Here is a 17,731-nt window from a genome sequence, read left to right as displayed (position 1 = left end):
GGACACAAGCAGTAAGCCATTCGCTTACTGCTTTTTTAAGTTTTGTACTTAGTTAAATTAAGTTTTATAGCTACTCAAACTTAATTTAAATCGCAACACTCATCTTCCTCTCACAACACTCTTTCGCTAAATTCCTTAGAGCAAATCGTGTTTTTAACGGATTGGAAAAGTGAGTTGTACCTTTAAGCCACCAAGTTCAGATGCATCCACATTTAAATGGCCTTGATGTAACTGTACAATTTTTTGGGCAATTGAAATACCTAAACCTGAACCTTGCGTCTTCGTTCCCAATACACGGTAAAATCGCTCGCCAATGCGTTGCAATTCTGCGACTGTCAGTCCCGCACCTTGATTTTCAATCGTCCAAACCGCCTGCTGTGCTGTTACCGTTAAATCAATCTTTACCTGTCCTTGCTCAGGACTATAGCGAATTGCGTTATCGACTAAATTGCGTAGACAGCTAAACATCAACTCTGGGTTCATAGCAAACTGTACAGACTGGGTCTGTAGCTTCAATTCGATCTGTTTTTCTTCAATAAAAGGCTGTAAAGCGTCAAAGACTTGTAAACTCAGCTGTTCTAAGTCTTCTTGTTTTTTATCTAATTGCTCCGATTGCGTCGGGTCGAGCCGTGCCAAAATCAGTAGATTTTCCAACACGCGCGTTCCTCGATTAACATCGTGCTGTATGCTCAATAAATCCTGCTGAATGTCGGGATATTTTCGTTTTAATACCTGAAGTCGCATTTGAATCGCAGACAGCGGTGAGCGTAATTCATGTGAAGCATCGGATGTAAAGCGTTGTTCCGCCTCTAAGGCTTGATCTAATCGACTTAATAAAAAATTCAGCTGTGTTTGGATCGGCTCTAGTTCTTGTAATACAGGTTCAGGTAAGACAATGGCTTGTAAGTCATCTACATTTTTTTCAGCGATTTGTTTTGAAAAAAGCTGTAAAACTTTCAATTGACGTTTAATCAAAATATGCAGTAATAGCCATTGGATCAACCAGACAATCAACAGAATCCCTGCATAGCCTAGTACGCTTTGCAGCGTTTCTCTGAGCCGTGTTTTCATCGGTTGAATGATTTGTACGCTTAATCCATCGTCCTGAAGTGCATAGCTACGCCAAAGCGCGCCTTCTCTCCATTGATAATGCAACCCTTGTTTTAAATTGGGCTGATGTTCAAATGCTGTGTGTTGTTCCGATGTGGTTAAGACTTGCGACCCTTGCATGAGTTGATATTGCATATCAAACTCTTCACTCAGCTCATCTATTTGTTCGTCTTGCTTCAGCGTGAGATCAGTAGCAGTGAGCATGTCAGCCACTTCGTCCATCAGGGCATCATGTACACTCATGATGTGATAAAGACCAAATCCCAACATCAGACACAGGGAGATTGCTCCCGCCCAAATTGCACTGAGCAGTGAGGTTTTAATCAGTTGCGACTGTAAGGAAATGCTTTTTTTATCACTCATAGACTTAACTTTGTTGTGGAAGATTCATGCGATAACCCAAACCTCTTAAGGTTTTGATGTAATCACTGCCAATCTTCTTACGCAATTGGTAAATAAAAACTTCGATCGCATTACTTTCAACTTCATCCCCCCAAGCATAGAGTGATTCTTCGAGTTGGCTACGCGTCATAATATGCTCAGGATTTAACATCATCTTATGCAAGATTTGATATTCACGCGATGTCAGCGTAATCAATTCCGCATTTTTACGCAGCGTTTTGGCTTGTACATCTAAACTTAAATCCCCGAAAGTCAGAGAATTATCACGCTGTTGATGATGCAAGCGTAATTGGGCACGTACCCTTGCTGACAACTCTTCCAAGCTAAAGGGTTTTACCAAATAATCATGAGCACCCAGATCTAAACCTTCTACACGATCTGCAATACTGTCCCGAGCAGTAATGAATAAAACTGGTGTAAGCGGATGCAACTGTACGATACGTTTTAAAATTTCATCACCAGTTACTTTTGGTAAGCCACGATCTAAAAGTATGCAATCATATTGATGTTGTTCTAAAGCCAAAATAGCGTGATCGCCGCGATCAACCCAATCGACACTATAGCCATCCATTTCAAGCCATGTTTTTATACTGTCTGCTTGGGATGCATCATCTTCTGCCAATAAAATTCGCATCTTACCTACCCTATTTCTATGGTTCCGACTTCAGTGTATCGAACTTTTGCTCATATCTACTCATATCATAAAAAAACCACAGCAAGCCGTGGTTTTTTATGGAGCAGCACTGAAATGAATAACAGGCTAAATTAAAATTTTACTTGATCGACATCAACTTCAACGCGTTTCGTCGGTTTGTAATCAATGTCGATTTCTCCAATGAGCGTTACCGGTGTTTTAGCTGAAATCGCTTTGCCTTGCCAAAGTTCATCATCAATATCCACTGTAATGCTGCCTGTGCTATCGCGGAACTGATATTTTTCATCGCCCATCGATTTCACAACATAACCTTTCAATTGAACTTTACTATCATCTTTTAAGCCTAAGGCATGTTTCACCGATGTGGTTTTCATCGGTGCAACTGCAGCCTGATTGACTGCTGTATTCGCAACTGCCACTGATGCCACACCTGCAAATGCTAAACCACATACCAATTGAGTGAATGTTGTCATCTTCGGTCTCTCTTACTTTGTCTATTTCGATAGCGCTATTTAAACAAAGCAAGATGAGTCGAATCTTAAGCTGCAAAGACGTTTTTATTTATTTGATCGAACCATTAGTTGAGCGGTACGACACGCAGAACTTCCTCTAAAGTCGTCACCCCTGCAAGTACTTTACGCGCACCTGCAATTCGTAATGGCTCGACATGTTCTTTACGTGCCTGTGTACGTAATTGGGTTAGATCTGCATTGGCACCAATCAATTGTTTGGTTTCAATACTGAGTGGCATAAATTCATAAATCCCCACACGGCCTTTATAACCCGTTTGACGACATTCATCACAGCCCACCGCCTCGTAGACAAAATCAGGCATTTGTATCGCATATTCAAAGGTCAAATGTTTCCACTCTTGTTCATTGATAAAAGTCTCACGCTTACAATGTGGACAGAGTTGACGAACCAAACGTTGTGCCAAAACCCCTAAAATGGTCGCTGCCGTTAAAAAAGGCTGAATCCCCAGATCATGTAATCGCGTCAAACTCGATGGTGCATCATTGGTATGTAAAGTTGAAAGCACCAAATGACCTGTTAATGCAGCTTGGATTGCCATATTTGCCGTATCATGATCTCGGATCTCCCCGACCATGATAATGTCAGGGTCTTGACGCATTAAAGCCCGTACACCATCAGCAAAGCCTAAATCAATCCCTGTATTCACCTGCATTTGGTTAAAGCTCGGCTCTAACATCTCAATCGGGTCTTCAATCGTACAGACATTCACTTCTTCAGTTGCCAATTGCTTGAGCGATGAATAAAGCGTGGTGGTTTTACCCGAACCCGTCGGACCGGTCACTAAAATAATACCGTGACTATGACTGGTTAATGCTTTCCAATCATCCAACAGACGTCCTTCAAAACCGAGCTGTTGGAAACTACGTACCAAGACTTCAGGGTCAAAAATACGCATGACTAACTTTTCACCAAAGGCTGTTGGCAGCGTCGATAAACGTAGCTCTGTTTCTTGGCCTTTGGGTGTACGGGTTTTTAAACGTCCATCTTGCGGTTTACGTTTTTCAGCCACATTCATCCGACCTAAGATCTTAATTCGCGAGACCACGGCTGTCAGGGTATTTGCGGGCATGTTGTAGATGGTATGCAATACGCCATCGATACGAAAACGCACCTTTCCTGTATCTTTACGCGGCTCGAGGTGAATATCACTTGCACCTTGTTCGAAGGCAAACTGTAAGACCCAATCCACAAGCTTCACAATATGCTGATCATTGGCATCTGGATTTTGTGTATCACCTAATTGTAATAGTGCTTCAACGCCTTTATTTTCACGGTCATAACTCGATGATTTTTGCGAATTACTGACCGCACGACTCACTTGGTAATATTCAACCAAGTAACGCTGTAGTTGGTCTGGACTGAGTAATACACGCTGAATCTTGCGTGGTAATACCGTTCTCTCTAAATTGGCAATCCATTCATTTTTATAAGGTTGATCCGTTGCAATCAGCACATGCTCATTTTGTAATTCAACCGCTAAAATGCGATTTCGTACTGCAAATTCCTGAGACATAATGGCTGTCAAAGCAGGCACATCAGCTTTTAGAGGATCGATAATATAAAACGGTACTCCAGACTTTTCTGCCAACCATTGGCAAAGTCTATTCAATGTTAAGGTAGACTGCGGATGACTCTGATCGACTAAATTAAAATTGGCAATCCATTGTAGAGGATGCCATTTCAACTGCTCACGCTGACGGTGCGTGGTTTGAATCAGTATTTTGTCCCGTTCAGTAATACGTCCATCTTTTTGTAATTGGTCTAAACACCAAGAAGTGTCAATTTCAAAATTAAAAGTCATTGTTCTATGTTCCCCAAACATAAAACTACTATAGCAAAAAATTCTAAAGGCACGCTTGTGTCATTTGTGTTTTGCACATAGGTTTTCTGAAAGCATACTATTTTTTTATTAATGAAATCATTCATAAATTTAAGCTATAATAGAGTTGCCTATAAGGGCTTTATAATTACGATATAAGAAGATTTATGATGAAAATAAAAATATTAGCAATTTGTACCATGACTATTCTTAGCTTAACTGCCTGCGGCGGTGGCGGTGGAAACTCAACCTCTAATAATGACTCCAGCGAAAATCCACCAGTACCAAATGCTGCTTTCCAACAGTGGTCAACTTTTGAACTCGACAGTGAAAGTGATGTGCTGTCATACGAAAGTGATACTGCAACTATCGATAATGGTAAACTATATACTTCAGAAAGTAGCGATTCATTTATGGTCACAGCGAATGGCTTGTATGATGAAGGATCTCTACACAGTTCGTATGGCTATCTGAATGGCAATATATCCATTGCAAATAATGTGTGGACGCTAAGTCCTCATTCCTCTATTAATTCATCAGGTCTAAAAATTACGACAACAATGAAGTCCTTCAATCTTGAAGGTGAAATCCTAGCATCTCAAGTTGATGCCTATAATTATTGGATCATAAAAAATAATATTACTGATTCAAGCAACTATATTTCTAACGATGCTCTCAAATACTTAACAGCTATTTCAAATATTAAGTTTCCCGCTGGTTCTCGCTGTTTACAATTAAATAAAGTATCAAATAGTGAACAGTATTTAGATTTAACAGATTCCTCAGATAGTGATAGTCAAAGTTTTTTAGCTGACTGGTGGGCTGATCTTAGTACAGATATTACTGCGAAAAAATACATCATGAAAGATACTGTAGCCTATACCGTAGCTAATGATGAGAGTGAATATGGCGTAGCTCAATATAAAAATCGTTTTTATGACGCTTACCTATCTCCTAAAGGAGTGGAATACAATATGCAGGATTTAATTAAGGTTATTGATAATTGGATAAATACTTCAACTAATCCTACTCAAAAAACTCAATTTTTAGAGTTTAAACAATTAGCTGAGAACTCTTGCAGCATGTATAACGATGTTGCTCTTAACGCGATCAAACAAAGTTTTGCGGCAAATAAATAATTTACACATTTAATAAAAAAGGAGCTAAAAGCTCCTTTTTTATTAAGATATATCAATAATCAGAATTTGTAGATCACAGACCTGAAATTTTACATTCAATCCACCAAATAACATGCCATACACACGCTCATCATCATGCTGATAAGCAGGACGTGGATCTAAACTCAATACTTGTTCCAGTTCTGCTGTTAATTGTTCGGTTAAATTGCCATTATTCAAAAATACCTGTTTTTCTTGCTCAGCGTGCTCTGACCAAATCACAGATTTTCTTTCTGGCTCATCCTGCGCATAACCGCTTTGCGCATCCATAACTGCATCTGAATATTGAATATAGGGTTTGATATCTAAAATTGGCGTGCCATCTAACAAATCACTGCCGACCACATAGACTCGTACCAATTTACCAACTTTTTTCACCGCTTTGAGCTGCACAACCGACAAGCCCATAGGTGACGGCCGGTACATACTTCGTGTTGCAAATACCCCGATTTTTTGATTACCACCTAAACGCGGAGGACGAACTTGCGGACGAAATTTTGTCGAATCTGCATTTTTATTTTCATGAAACTGCCAAATCAGCCAAAGATGACTAAAATCATCAATCCCTTCGAAAGCCAATAAATCGTTATAAGGTTCTACCATTTCAATATAAGATTCGACTTGCACCAAATTTGGCTGACGTGGAATACCAAACTTTTCTCGGTAGGGAGATTTCATATACCCGATAATTGGCATTTTAAGCTCAGACATAATCACTTTTTCTGATAAGTTCAATTAAATATATTCAGTTTATCGAGAATGATTTTAGATTAGAATAGTAAGCTGTTCTAATTTGATAATTTTATTGAGACCTTTAATGGCTGCTTTTAACGTCGAAAAGATTACTCACGTCCACCATTGGAATGACACTTTATTCTCTTTTAAAACCACTCGCGATACTGCGTTACGTTTTAAAAACGGTCAATTTGTGATGATCGGCCTTGAAGTAAATGGTAAGCCTTTAATGCGCGCTTATTCTATTGCAAGCGCAAACTATGAAGAAGAATTAGAGTTTTTCTCTATTAAAGTTCCAGATGGTCCTTTAACGTCTATTTTACAAAAAGTAAAAGTTGGCGATGAAATTTTAGTGTCTAAAAAACCTACAGGTACTTTAGTTCTAGATGACTTAAACCCTGGTAAAAACTTATACCTACTTTCTTCAGGTACAGGTCTTGCACCGTTCCTTTCTGTAATTCGTGACCCTGAAACTTACGAACGTTTTGAAAAAATCATCGTTGTACATGGTACACGTTTCATTTCGGAATTGGCTTATCAAGATTTAATCTTAGATGAAATTCCTAACCACGAATTCTTTGGTGAATTAGGCGCGAAAGAAAAATTGGTTTACTACCCTACGGTAACTCGTGAAGAATTCCATACTCAGGGCCGTGTAACTACTGCCATTGAATCTGGTCAACTTTTCGAAAAAATTGGTCTTCCACGTTTCAACCCTGAAACTGACCGCGCAATGCTTTGCGGTTCACCTGCATTCCTAGACGACGTTGCTGCACTACTTGACCAGCACGGTTTGAAAGAATCTCCTAAGATGGGCGTTCTAGGCGACTACGTGATTGAACGTGCATTCGTTGAAAAATAATTAGTTGTAAATTAAAAAGCGCATGTCATCATGCGCTTTTTTTATCTATATGCCACTAATGACTGATACAGCTATTTTTCTTCTTTTACCTTCAATTCATCAATAATTTTTGCTCTCCACTCTAAACCTTTCTCAGTAGCATCAGGTAATTCATTCGATAAATTAATTTCCACACTGTCATCTGGATATATATGTACAGCTAAATATTTTTTATCTTTTAAATTTTCATTCGTCAATGTGGGGACATTGGTTGCAATATGCTTTTTAGAGCTATTACCTTCTCCCCATTTAATATATTGAGCTCCTGTTATCACTGCTGATCTTTTCGTTCCACTACCTAGCCCTCCACCTAGCTCCTCTCCATTTAATTCAACAATATAAGGAATATAACTTGCATCATAACCATAAGATGTTGTCGTCAACACATAAGTTTTTGTTGAATGAGTATTACACCCTATTAAACTCATTGCTGAAAGCATAATAAACATTAAATTCGTTTTTAAAACTTTCATCATTATCCTTTAAAAAATATTGGGTTTTAATTTATTTAATTAAAAATAATAATCAAAGAAAATTAAAAATATTATCCATTAGAAACGAATAACCAAAAGGAAATTTTATCCTATTTATCACCATCAAGCTGCCAGTACACATACCCATCCATTCCAACATACCTCGAATGGCATCTACTTATTCAGTCAGATACCAAATCGTAAGACCCCAAGGGTTATCTTTAATCTCAGGCATATCTTCTCCTTGATTAAAATGGCGTTTTTCCATGTTATTCGCAGGACTATACCATTCACCTGTTTTAGGGCAAATTTAACCAAATCTTTTGGATAAATCATATGTGTTATTTCGCTATCATTTATCAACACACATCAGACAACACAAATCATTTCAGCTTCGATCGGTAAACTTGCCCCCTTCATTTGCAACTCTTTCAATCAAGTACCAATCTGTTTTCTCATAATATGTTTCATAAGTTTCTGGATCTATTGTAGTGGGAATTACACTACCAAAACCTCTATCATCTTCATTACTATGAGCCATAAATTCTATTCGGTTCGGCACAAATTCGGAAATATATAAACCTGTTATCGCAACTTTTTCATTCGATTTTACTTTAATACTTTGATTTACACGATAAATGGGATATGACACAGGAATATTAATTTTTGAAATATCAGATATTTCATCAACAATACTTTCTTGATTCCAATACGTTGGATAGGTATTTTCAATAATGAATGCCTCGGCCTTAGCCTTTGTATAAAAATCCCAACATTCTTTCACATTTTCATGAGGTAGTTCATCCATCCATTTTTTTGAAAACTCACTCATACCTTTGTCATTCGATCGAATCTCTGATGCGCAATCTAAATATGTTAGATCGCCTTCTTTTATTCTTATATAAGCAAAATCTAAAGTATCCATGGTTTTTCTTAAAAGCGGTAAAACCGTCCCTCCCCAATTGATGTCAACTTGCTCTGGCATTGGAAAATCCAGATAATTATAGGGTAGATTTCTCATATAAACGACAAACAGCAATTCCAAACGATCTAAAAAAGATTGATAGTTATTTCTCATGCTATAAAAAAATTCTTTAGAACTAAAATGTTCTAATAAATATAAAAATTTAGGATCGATTTTAAAATTCATATTCAGCCTAAAATTAATGCCCCGAAGGGCATGTTTTATTTATTCCTCACCATTAAAATACCAGTACACTTCACCCCAATCTGTTTCAGAAAGTGTTGGTAACATTTCACCTCTTAACACATGAACGCGTGAATCTTCTTGTGCAGGGGTTGTCCAATAGCCCGTTTTTGGGGATTTTTCGCCAGCTTTGACTTTTATTACAGTTAGATTCTCTTGGGTTACTTCAGATTGAGTATTATTTTTACGAGCCCATGCAACTATATCTTTAGGATAAAACAAATGTTTATGTAAAGAACTTTCATCCAAATCTAGTAAATAAACAAGAGCTGCTGCTTCAAAAGCCCAGTAACCAACATATGAATAATTATCTAAATTTAAATGACTATTGTACCAAAGTGTATTTTTATGCATTTGATACCAATCAGCCAAATATTCATCCAACAGTTCAATCGCATGATTTTTGTTATTTTTAATTATTACATTATCAATCACATCGCATAATATTGAAAAATTATAACTATATATCCCATCTCTTTCAGTATCTGGATGATTAGAATCCGTTAGTTTTAAAAACTTATTAATCACTTCATCTTCACTAAAAGTTCCTCCATCCTCGCCATTGATTAATTGTTTAATTGTAGATAATAAATTATTTTTATTTAGCAATACTGCTAAGCTAATTGTACTTAATGTAATAAAACCACCTTCACCACCAATAACAACTGGCTTTTTACTTGCTTTAAAAACTCCTAATGCTTCTGCTTGTTTTTCATAACCTTCTATTACTTTTTCAAATAATGGAGATATTTCTTCTATTGGCTTTCCTGCAGTATAATGAAGATATAATAAAGAATGATAGATCCATGTAATAGATTGCCATCTTGAAGCTTCTCCACAATTATATTGATCATCTTCAAATGCATCACTTTCTAAATATAAGGGTATTCCTTCTTCATTGTATTCTTTAGTCTTTAAATAATAATCTTCAGTTAAAAAAATCTGTCTTTTATATTTATCGAAATTCATATTAATCCTAAAATTAATGCCCCGAAGGGCATGTTTTATTTATTCCTCACCATTAAAATACCAGTACACTTCACCCCAATCTGTTCCAGAAAGTGTTGGTAAGATTTCACCTCTTAACACATGAACGCGTGAATCCACTTGTACTGGGGTTGTCCAATAGCCCGTTTTTGGGGGATTTTTCGCCAGCTTTGACTTTTATTACAGTTAGATTCTCTTGGGTTACTTCAGATTGAGTATTATTTTTACGAGCCCATGCAACTATATCTTTAGGATAGAATAAATGCTTGTGTAGAGGAGTGTCATCCAAATCTAGTAAATAAACAAGAGCTGCTGCTTCAAAAGACCAATAACCACAATATTTTAGTTCTTCTGCAGGCTCTAGATGACTATTAAACCAAAGTGCATTTTTATTCATTTGATACCAATCAGCTAAGTATTCATCTAAATATTTAACAGCAGTTTCTTTATTATTTTTAACTAGCACATTATCAATCACATCACATAATTTTGAATAACCTAATGCAAATAAATTTCCTTCGTTAAATGTTGGATGTGAAGGATCATTAAGTTTAAAAAATTTATTAATAACCTCATCTTCACACGTATGACTTTCACCCTCACCATTGACTAATGAATGTATACGATCAAACAAATCATTTCGATTAAATAAAAAAGCCAGACCAAGTATATTTAACGTTTCATTTTGAGTTGGAATGACAGAAGGTTTTTTTGACTTATGGAAGATAGCTAAGGCTTCAGATTGTTTTTCAAAGCCTTCTATAACTTTTTCAAATAAGGGTATAACTTCCCCTATAGATTTTCCTGCTGTGTATACAAGGTAAAGTAGAAAAGAATAATCATGTGTTATTAAATTCCATCTTCTTTTTTCGCCGCAATTATACTCATCATCCTCAAATGCATCACTTTCTTTCTAAAAATCAACGTCTTCTATATAAAAATCATAGGCACTTTTATAATAGTCTTCAGTTAGAAAAATCTGTCTTTTATATTTATCGAAACTCATATTAATCCTAAAATTAATGCCACGAAGGGTATGTTTTATTTATTCTTCACAATCAAACTGCCAGTACACATCCCCACCCATTCCAAAATGCCCCGAATGGCATCTATTTATTCAGTTAGATACCAAATCGTTAATCCCCAAGGGTTATCTTTAATCTCAGGCATATCTTCTCCTTGATTAAAATGACGTTTTTCCATGTTATTCGCAGGACTATACCATTCACCTGTTTTAAGGCAAATTTGACCTGCTTCGCATTTTAATGTTTTTGTACTTGGATTACTTATATCCTTCTCGCAAGGTACAAATTCTCGGGCAAATTTAACCAAATCTTTTGGATAAATCATATGTGTTATTTCACTATCATCTAAATCTAGCAAATAAACGTAAGCAGCAGCTTCTATAGCCCAATAGCCAAAATAACCTCCATTTTCCATTTTATGTAAGTCATACCATGGAGCACTTTCAAATGCGGGATACCATAATTTCAAATATTCCTGTATATCCCGAATACTCTCTTGTTTAGTATCTCTATATTTACTAAAAATTAATGGGCGATATGGATTATCAAAAAACCATTGATCCACATCATATCTATCTGCCAACTGAAATGATAAAAAGTCCTCATACAGTGTATCTAATTGGTCTGTTTGCTCATGGTAAATTTTGTCCTGCATCGCTGCAATACGAGGTAATAAGTCCCTTCTGTGTAATAGATAACACAGTCCTATCAACTGCATACATCTTTCGTACTCATCTATAGCTGTAAAATAAAATGGTGCCCAATCTTCATCCTCCTCGTCTTTGCGCAAGGCTATTGTATATTCTTCATATTTCGTAATTACATCTTCTAATTGAATTCTAAGTGTAGAAATATCAAACCCAGCAGTAAAATTTAGACTTAATAAATCATAAGAATGTAGTGATAAGTAATAATCTAATCTTCTTATATCAGATGGACTGTCTTCATATATTTTTTTACTTTCTAAAATTTCAATGGGTAATTCTTTTAAAAATATATTTACTCTATTGTAAACTTCATCTGTTAAAAATAATTGTCTTTTCTTTTTATCAAAAATCATTCTTATTCCAAAAATAATGCCCCGAAGGGCATAAATCATTCTTCACCATCAAACTGCCAGTACACATCACCCCAATCACTTTCAAAATCAGGGAATATATCACCTTGTTTAAAATATTGACGTGAGTTTTCTTTAGCAAAAGTATACCAATATCCTGCGTGAGGACATGGGCTACCGGCAATAACAATATCTATTCTTTCTGGTTCTTGAACTTCAACTTTCACTCGTTTTAATTCAGGCCAAGTGCTGTCTTCATCAAATCGTGCAATCCATTGCTTTGAACTTACGGCATCAAAACGTGGATTTGGATCATCTGACCACGCATCTAAAGTGGTCAGTTTTAAGTTATCACAACGTATCGGTTTAATTAGTTCATTTGCCATCACCAATAAATCAGGAACACCTTCTTCAACTGGATAAAGTGAAAGCTCTCCCAAACGTATCCATAAGCTGTATTTTGTTGAATCTTCTAGGTCTATAATTTTAGTAATTTCAATTCGTGGATCATCCAGTTTTTCACGAATTTGTTCTTCACTCAAGCCTAGTTTCTCTAGCCAGTAGGGAGAAAGTAAAAAGCACCATGTTGGGGTACGAATACCGCCACCTAAACCATCCCGATCTTCTGCAATAAACATATTTTCATGAGAAAACTCCATACCAGGATGATCAATATCGAGCCCGTAAAAATAATCCGTGAAAGTCCGTTCAACTGTTTCAAATTCAGGAGAAACAAATGCAAATTGACTTGTGTTTCCAATTTCATATCCACTATATGCTTGAATTGGGTTAAGCATTTCTAGACATTTTTGAACAAATGAGTACCAAATATCTTTATTGGATCTATACCATTGATCACCAAAAGTTAATTTTAGACTAGAATAGCGCTCACTAGAGTCTCTAATCTTTGCACTTAAAGCCCAACGTGGACTTTGATCTTGAGATTGTGCAGATGTTGCACCTAAATAGTAAATGAAATATTTTTTATAAATTTTTGCCATTTCAGCTGATATTTCTTCACGACTTCTAATCCATGAAATTGCCTTTTTCCAAACTTCAGTATCACATCGAAATCTTAAATGAAATGGCTTATCAATTATTTCGAATTCAAATTTCTCATAAATATCAATTACTTTTATCAAAAATTCTTGCGCATTTGTTTTTTTTTGATCAATATAAAATGTAATATAAGGGCAAACTCCGAACTCTTTTTTTTCTTCCCCATAAATTATTGATGTATCAAGAGGAATATCTCGAACTAATTCTTCTATTTCCTCATCATTTAAATAAACTTGTGCTGTGCTCATAAAATATTCTTTTAATTAATACTTCTTTTTTTAGAGATCCAATATTATCAAGTCCCGAAGGCATAAATTACTCTTCACCATCAAACTGCCAATACACATCGCCCCAATCACTTTCAAAATCAGGAAAAACATCTCCCAAGTTAAAGTATTGACGTGAGTTCACTTTAGCAACTGTAAACCAATAACCCTGTTGAGGACATTTTTCCCCAGCTTTAATTGAAAATTTATTATGATTTTCAAGAAAATTTATTACTGAAGTTTTGAGCTTGAATTTGTGATAAAATTCAACCAAATCTTTAGGGTAATATAAGTATTCATGTAAGACAGTATCATTCTCTATCTCTAACAGAATAACAGCGCACGCTGCTTCAAAAGCCCAGTATCCATAATAGCCACCTTCTGATTTATGAGTATCATGCCAAGGCGCACCTGATAAATCTTTGTACCAATTCTTTAAAAACTTACGGACAAAAGCTAAAGAAATTTCATTATCTTGATTTGAAAAGGCTTCACATAATAATAAGTAAGGTTTTGGTACTAATACTGTTGAACAATCATATCTATTTTCATCTGAAAAAGATAAATACTCTTCAATTAGCCAATCTTGAGCAACATTTTCTCTCATTTCTCCGTCAATTAATTTCGCAACTCTAGGTAGCAAATCCTTTCGGTGGAGTAAATAACACAAACTGATTAACCAAATACATGGACAATAGCCATCAATAGTAAATAATTCAAAAACTGGTAAGTTTATATTTTTATGATAACTTCTTAATTTACTTCCATATTACTCATAATAGTCAATAACTATTTCAATTTGGCTTCTAATAAAAGGTAAACTATTGCCAGCTGTATATTCCAATATAAGCAGATTTAAATAGTCCTCTGCTACGATAGCATAAGAGTATACCCATCTTTCTTCTATTGAATCACCAACACCTGTAGGATTTACTTTAAAAGTTTCAATAGTGTTCAGAGTTTCCGCCTTTAATGTTTCATACATTTGAGGTGTAAGAAATTGTTGTCTTTTTATATTAACTAAATCCATTTTATGCCCAAAAACTGCCCCGAAGGGCATATTTTCACTTATTCTTCACCGTCAAACTGCCAATATACATCCCCCCAATCACTTTCAAAATCAGGGAATATTTCCCCTTGTTTAAAGTATTTACGAGTGTTTTCCTTGGCTACACTGAACCAATAACCTGATTGAGGACATTTTTTACCTGCTTGAATTGATACTTTTTGATATTTAGTTAGGAGGTCAATTTCAGCACTACTAGGTTTAAATGTACGATAGAACTCTATTAAGTCTTTAGGATAATAGAGGTATTCATGAAATTCTTTATCATTTTCTATTTCTAATAGAATAACAGCACAAGCTGCTTCAAAAGCCCAATATCCATAATATCCACCCTCTGATTTATGGGTATCATGCCATGGAGCTCCAGATAAATCTTTATACCATTTTTTTAAAAATTTGTTTAAATGCTTGAATGAAACTTTATTATCTTGGGTCACAAATGCATTGGATAACTCAAAATAAGGATTTGAAAAAAGGACATCTGAACAATCAAAACGGTTATCGTCATTAAAAGCCAAAAATTCCTCTACAATCCAATCTTTCCCTCCATTTTCTTGATCCTCTCCATCAACAAGGTTAGCTACCAACGGTAGTAAATCAGTTCTTTTTAATAAATAACAAAGGCTGATAATCCATATATATACACAATAGTCATCTAAAATTTCGATGTCAAAAACACTAAAATTATTATTTTTATAATAGGCTCTTTGTTTTATAGAGAGTTCCTTGAATAATTCAATTACTTTATCAAATTCTAAGCGTAAATACTCAATCGGTTTACCAGCAGTATAGTCCAAAATAAGCAAATCAAACTGATATCTAGACGCTATCGAATAAGAGTCTATCCATCCTGCTTCGATATCATCATCATCATTTGATTCACTTAAAAAACTTTCTATGGCGCTGACAAGCTCACTCCTTGTAGATTGATAGTAACTTTCATCTAAAAATTGTTGTCTACGATTAAACTTAAATTCCATCATAAATAAATTTCCAATTATTTATTATTAACAACGATACTAATGTCTTTATCAGTCCAAACCTTTGTAGCTGTATGAATAGAATGTTCTTTATCAGTTACTGTTTGTTTAGATAAGAATTTAATTAATGCAACAGCATGTTCTACTACCTGCAATCCACTAAAAAAAATAACATATCTTTCATATCTTCTTTTTTTCAATATTATTGGAGCTAGCTTAATTCCTACTGATTTAACAAGACGATTTGTTATCCAATGATGGCTCATTTGAACTACTTTTCCACTAGAATCTCTATATTTTTCGCCACCTAAAGTTAGATTACGATTAGTTGAACTAGTGTTAGTACGGTTTCTAGAAGTTCTGCCAGATCTTTGTTGTTGTTGAGGTATTGATTTATCAATACCATTTTTATCATTAGCATCACCTAATAAATCTCTAAGTGAAGCAGCAGGATTTTGGCTACATTTAGCCTCAATAATTGCATATGGTTTTGCGTCATTATTATTTTTCTTCCAAACTCCATCTATACCACGCCCTCTACTTTTAATAGAAAATAGATTTACCATTTCCCCATTATCATTCAATTTATGAGAGTTTTTCGTTCCTATCTTATCATGTGTTGAAGTTCCCCAGCCTTTAATTTCTTGGCAATAGTAATCTGCCATATGCTCACCTAGAATACCTTTAAATTTATTAGATAAATTAGTTATAGCTGTTTGGCCTATTGACGAATTATTGGTACTGTTAGATTTGCCCTGATTTGTATTGTTTGCTTTTTGTCCACCATTTGCTGGAGAATTTGGCTTATTTGTTTGGTTCTTAGAATTTTTATTTGCATCTGCTGAAGTTTTTCTACTTTTTATTAGCCAGCCATCAACTTCCTTTTTAAATTCTTGTAATTGTTTACCTAAATTTTTTCGAATCTGATCAACATTTTTACGAGCTTCAGGGCTTAGCTGATTTAATACTTTAGGGTTTGTCAGTATCTTATCCAAATTTTTTTGTAATGCATTTAGATCTAGACACTTACGTATCAATTGCTCAGGATCACCTTTCCCTAGTTTTCGGATACCATCTAAAATACTATCCATTGGTAAAGCGCCTTTTTTGACACTTTTTAATGACATTTTGACAGCATCCCCACCACCTGGAACTAAGCCAATTAATGCTGTAATAAGATCAAACCATCCAGCAGGGCTAGCTGGATTTGCAGATAAAATGATAATCGCTTTAATAATATCTCTCGCGTCTACCAATTGACCTAAAACAGGTACACACCCAATTACCGTCTCCGCTAAAATTGCCCAACCACCAGTACTTTCACCTTTAAAGAAAGTCATAGTGTCTTTTTTTAAACTTTGTAGCCATCCACCGGGAACAGAATCTACAGAACGTTTATATTTAGCGACAGAGCCCATTATTTCGCTCCATTCTGTAAGTTATTTGTAAGTTTTTGATATGCTTCTTCATCTAATAGTGACCAAATATCATCATCACTAGTGTCTGTATCTTCAATTTCTGCATCTAGGTCATCGGGAATGTCTTTTTTAAACTCTGACGGATCTTCCCCATAATAAATTTCAGATTTTCCTTTAGGTACATTTTCTAATTTAGCGTACCCTTTATCATCTAAAGTACCTTCTCTGTAACTTCCATCTTCAAAAAAGACTTTAAAAGGAGCCCCTTTAACTGGTGATAAATCATCATAATGGTAGTTCAATTCCATCCAATTTTGCATTTCACCTAATAATGGTAAAGTAATATTTTTTGGTTGAGCCGTACTTCCACCTGTAAATAAATGCTGCCCGGCCTTAACCTCAAACTTTCCACCCGTGGTAGGGAATATGCCAGAACCATTAATCTTGAGCTGTGATCCGCCTCCAGTCAGGATTATTTCTTTAGGACTGGTGATATAAACTACATCTTCCGTGGAAATAATTTGAATACCTTTTCGTGCAATCAGATCTGCCCCATCTCCTTGGGCTTGGATTTCAACTTTGCCTTTGCCTGCATAAGCTCGTAAGCCTTCTTGTGCTGCAAATAGACTGATCTTGCTTTGTGCATGGGCAATTAAGGATTTTTGACTGCTGATATTGATGCTATCGCCTGCACTTTGGCTGATCTGCCCATCTGCTGAAAGATGAATATCCTCCTGACTACTCACAGCAATTGAGTTCGGTGCAGATAAAATCATTAAGGCTTGTTTAAAGGCATCAGCTTTTTCTTTACTCCCTTTTTCGATTTGGCCAAGGAAGTTTTTCAGATTATCTAAGACTT

General features: G+C 35.6%; 18 protein-coding genes and 1 pseudogene. 2 read left to right on the top strand and 17 right to left on the bottom strand.

The features are described 5' to 3' along the window. Window positions 1–153: 153 nt before the first annotated feature. The 4 genes from FTV04_RS02340 to FTV04_RS02325 all read right to left on the bottom strand — a co-directional run bounded on the left by FTV04_RS02340 (window position 154) and on the right by FTV04_RS02325 (window position 4,502). Window positions 154–1,473: a HAMP domain-containing sensor histidine kinase gene (locus FTV04_RS02340; protein WP_180009490.1), complete on the bottom strand. Its 1,320-nt coding sequence runs from the start codon at window positions 1,471–1,473 to the stop codon at window positions 154–156. A 4-nt stretch (window positions 1,474–1,477) separates the two neighbouring features. Beyond that, window positions 1,478–2,146: a response regulator transcription factor gene (locus tag FTV04_RS02335; RefSeq protein ID WP_180009491.1), complete on the bottom strand. Its 669-nt coding sequence runs from the start codon at window positions 2,144–2,146 to the stop codon at window positions 1,478–1,480. A 131-nt stretch (window positions 2,147–2,277) separates the two neighbouring features. Beyond that, entirely contained in the window at window positions 2,278–2,640 is a 363-nt protein-coding gene (locus tag FTV04_RS02330; protein WP_180066629.1) for a NirD/YgiW/YdeI family stress tolerance protein, read from the bottom strand. Between the two features lie 104 nt (window positions 2,641–2,744). Beyond that, on the bottom strand, window positions 2,745–4,502 hold the full coding sequence (locus tag FTV04_RS02325) for a GspE/PulE family protein (RefSeq protein ID WP_180027311.1): 1,758 nt from the start codon (window positions 4,500–4,502) through the stop codon (window positions 2,745–2,747). Between the two features lie 185 nt (window positions 4,503–4,687). On the opposite strand from FTV04_RS02325, the gene FTV04_RS02320 reads away from it, so the two are divergent. Next, complete coding sequence (locus FTV04_RS02320; protein ID WP_180088488.1) at window positions 4,688–5,659, top strand: hypothetical protein; 972 nt, start codon at window positions 4,688–4,690, stop codon at window positions 5,657–5,659. A gap of 42 nt (window positions 5,660–5,701) precedes the next feature. On the opposite strand, the gene tsaA is transcribed toward FTV04_RS02320, so the two are convergent. Beyond that, entirely contained in the window at window positions 5,702–6,409 is a 708-nt protein-coding gene (gene tsaA / locus FTV04_RS02315) for a tRNA (N6-threonylcarbamoyladenosine(37)-N6)-methyltransferase TrmO (protein WP_180088486.1), read from the bottom strand. 106 nt (window positions 6,410–6,515) lie between these two features. On the opposite strand from tsaA, the gene FTV04_RS02310 reads away from it, so the two are divergent. Then, window positions 6,516–7,295: a ferredoxin--NADP reductase gene (locus FTV04_RS02310; RefSeq protein WP_078189109.1), complete on the top strand. Its 780-nt coding sequence runs from the start codon at window positions 6,516–6,518 to the stop codon at window positions 7,293–7,295. 71 nt (window positions 7,296–7,366) lie between these two features. Here the strand turns inward: FTV04_RS02310 and FTV04_RS02305 are convergent, their stop codons facing one another. The 12 genes and pseudogenes from FTV04_RS02305 to FTV04_RS02260 form a co-directional block, all read right to left on the bottom strand. Continuing rightward, a complete protein-coding gene (locus tag FTV04_RS02305; protein WP_180027310.1) occupies window positions 7,367–7,807 on the bottom strand; it encodes a hypothetical protein in 441 nt (146 codons plus the stop codon). Between the two features lie 178 nt (window positions 7,808–7,985). Continuing rightward, a pseudogene (locus tag FTV04_RS16745) lies at window positions 7,986–8,117 on the bottom strand (hypothetical protein); the annotation flags it as partial. A 78-nt stretch (window positions 8,118–8,195) separates the two neighbouring features. Beyond that, a complete protein-coding gene (locus tag FTV04_RS02300; RefSeq protein WP_257220947.1) occupies window positions 8,196–8,957 on the bottom strand; it encodes a hypothetical protein in 762 nt (253 codons plus the stop codon). A 39-nt stretch (window positions 8,958–8,996) separates the two neighbouring features. After that, entirely contained in the window at window positions 8,997–9,983 is a 987-nt protein-coding gene (locus FTV04_RS02295) for a PoNe immunity protein domain-containing protein (protein ID WP_180088484.1), read from the bottom strand. Window positions 9,984–10,089: 106 nt separating this feature from the next. Further along, a complete protein-coding gene (locus FTV04_RS16740) occupies window positions 10,090–10,635 on the bottom strand; it encodes a DUF1911 domain-containing protein (RefSeq protein WP_257220946.1) in 546 nt (181 codons plus the stop codon). 479 nt (window positions 10,636–11,114) lie between these two features. Continuing rightward, window positions 11,115–12,086 (bottom strand): PoNe immunity protein domain-containing protein, encoded by a 972-nt coding sequence (locus FTV04_RS02285; protein ID WP_180088482.1) that lies wholly within the window; start codon window positions 12,084–12,086, stop codon window positions 11,115–11,117. 35 nt (window positions 12,087–12,121) lie between these two features. Then, window positions 12,122–13,390, bottom strand: a complete 1,269-nt coding sequence (locus tag FTV04_RS02280; RefSeq protein WP_180009468.1) for a type VI immunity family protein — start codon at window positions 13,388–13,390, stop codon at window positions 12,122–12,124. Between the two features lie 67 nt (window positions 13,391–13,457). Continuing rightward, entirely contained in the window at window positions 13,458–14,015 is a 558-nt protein-coding gene (locus FTV04_RS16735; protein ID WP_257220945.1) for a DUF1911 domain-containing protein, read from the bottom strand. Window positions 14,016–14,177: 162 nt separating this feature from the next. After that, on the bottom strand, window positions 14,178–14,438 hold the full coding sequence (locus FTV04_RS16730; protein WP_257220944.1) for a hypothetical protein: 261 nt from the start codon (window positions 14,436–14,438) through the stop codon (window positions 14,178–14,180). 38 nt (window positions 14,439–14,476) lie between these two features. Further along, window positions 14,477–15,457, bottom strand: a complete 981-nt coding sequence (locus FTV04_RS02270; RefSeq protein ID WP_180010882.1) for a PoNe immunity protein domain-containing protein — start codon at window positions 15,455–15,457, stop codon at window positions 14,477–14,479. A 14-nt stretch (window positions 15,458–15,471) separates the two neighbouring features. Next, complete coding sequence (locus FTV04_RS02265; RefSeq protein WP_180009471.1) at window positions 15,472–16,872, bottom strand: hypothetical protein; 1,401 nt, start codon at window positions 16,870–16,872, stop codon at window positions 15,472–15,474. Continuing rightward, window positions 16,872–17,731, bottom strand: an 860-nt coding sequence (locus FTV04_RS02260) for a DUF2345 domain-containing protein (RefSeq protein WP_180088480.1), incomplete at its 5' end; no start/stop codon positions are given. The genes FTV04_RS02265 and FTV04_RS02260, both read right to left, overlap by 1 nt.

Origin of the sequence: Acinetobacter sp. YH12219 (assembly GCF_013417875.1) — a bacterium.
Taxonomy (GTDB): domain Bacteria; phylum Pseudomonadota; class Gammaproteobacteria; order Pseudomonadales; family Moraxellaceae; genus Acinetobacter; species Acinetobacter amyesii.
This window is presented reverse-complemented; position numbering and strand designations above follow the sequence as displayed.

Bases quoted from the DNA above. Each gene is read 5' to 3' on its own strand.
- FTV04_RS16730 (WP_257220944.1), bottom strand. From the start codon at position 14,438: ATGGATTTAGTTAATATAAAAAGACAACAATTTCTTACACCTCAAATG.
- FTV04_RS02325 (WP_180027311.1), bottom strand. From the start codon at position 4,502: ATGACTTTTAATTTTGAAATTGACACTTCTTGGTGTTTAGACCAATTA.
- FTV04_RS02330 (WP_180066629.1), bottom strand. From the start codon at position 2,640: ATGACAACATTCACTCAATTGGTATGTGGTTTAGCATTTGCAGGTGTG.
- FTV04_RS02335 (WP_180009491.1), bottom strand. From the start codon at position 2,146: ATGCGAATTTTATTGGCAGAAGATGATGCATCCCAAGCAGACAGTATA.
- tsaA (WP_180088486.1), bottom strand. From the start codon at position 6,409: ATGTCTGAGCTTAAAATGCCAATTATCGGGTATATGAAATCTCCCTAC.
- FTV04_RS02270 (WP_180010882.1), bottom strand. From the start codon at position 15,457: ATGATGGAATTTAAGTTTAATCGTAGACAACAATTTTTAGATGAAAGT.
- FTV04_RS02285 (WP_180088482.1), bottom strand. From the start codon at position 12,086: ATGATTTTTGATAAAAAGAAAAGACAATTATTTTTAACAGATGAAGTT.
- FTV04_RS16735 (WP_257220945.1), bottom strand. From the start codon at position 14,015: ATGAGAGAAAATGTTGCTCAAGATTGGCTAATTGAAGAGTATTTATCT.
- FTV04_RS02280 (WP_180009468.1), bottom strand. From the start codon at position 13,390: ATGAGCACAGCACAAGTTTATTTAAATGATGAGGAAATAGAAGAATTA.
- FTV04_RS02305 (WP_180027310.1), bottom strand. From the start codon at position 7,807: ATGAAAGTTTTAAAAACGAATTTAATGTTTATTATGCTTTCAGCAATG.
- FTV04_RS02310 (WP_078189109.1), top strand. From the start codon at position 6,516: ATGGCTGCTTTTAACGTCGAAAAGATTACTCACGTCCACCATTGGAAT.
- FTV04_RS02300 (WP_257220947.1), bottom strand. From the start codon at position 8,957: ATGAATTTTAAAATCGATCCTAAATTTTTATATTTATTAGAACATTTT.
- FTV04_RS02295 (WP_180088484.1), bottom strand. From the start codon at position 9,983: ATGAATTTCGATAAATATAAAAGACAGATTTTTTTAACTGAAGATTAT.
- FTV04_RS02320 (WP_180088488.1), top strand. From the start codon at position 4,688: ATGATGAAAATAAAAATATTAGCAATTTGTACCATGACTATTCTTAGC.
- FTV04_RS02265 (WP_180009471.1), bottom strand. From the start codon at position 16,872: ATGGGCTCTGTCGCTAAATATAAACGTTCTGTAGATTCTGTTCCCGGT.
- FTV04_RS02340 (WP_180009490.1), bottom strand. From the start codon at position 1,473: ATGAGTGATAAAAAAAGCATTTCCTTACAGTCGCAACTGATTAAAACC.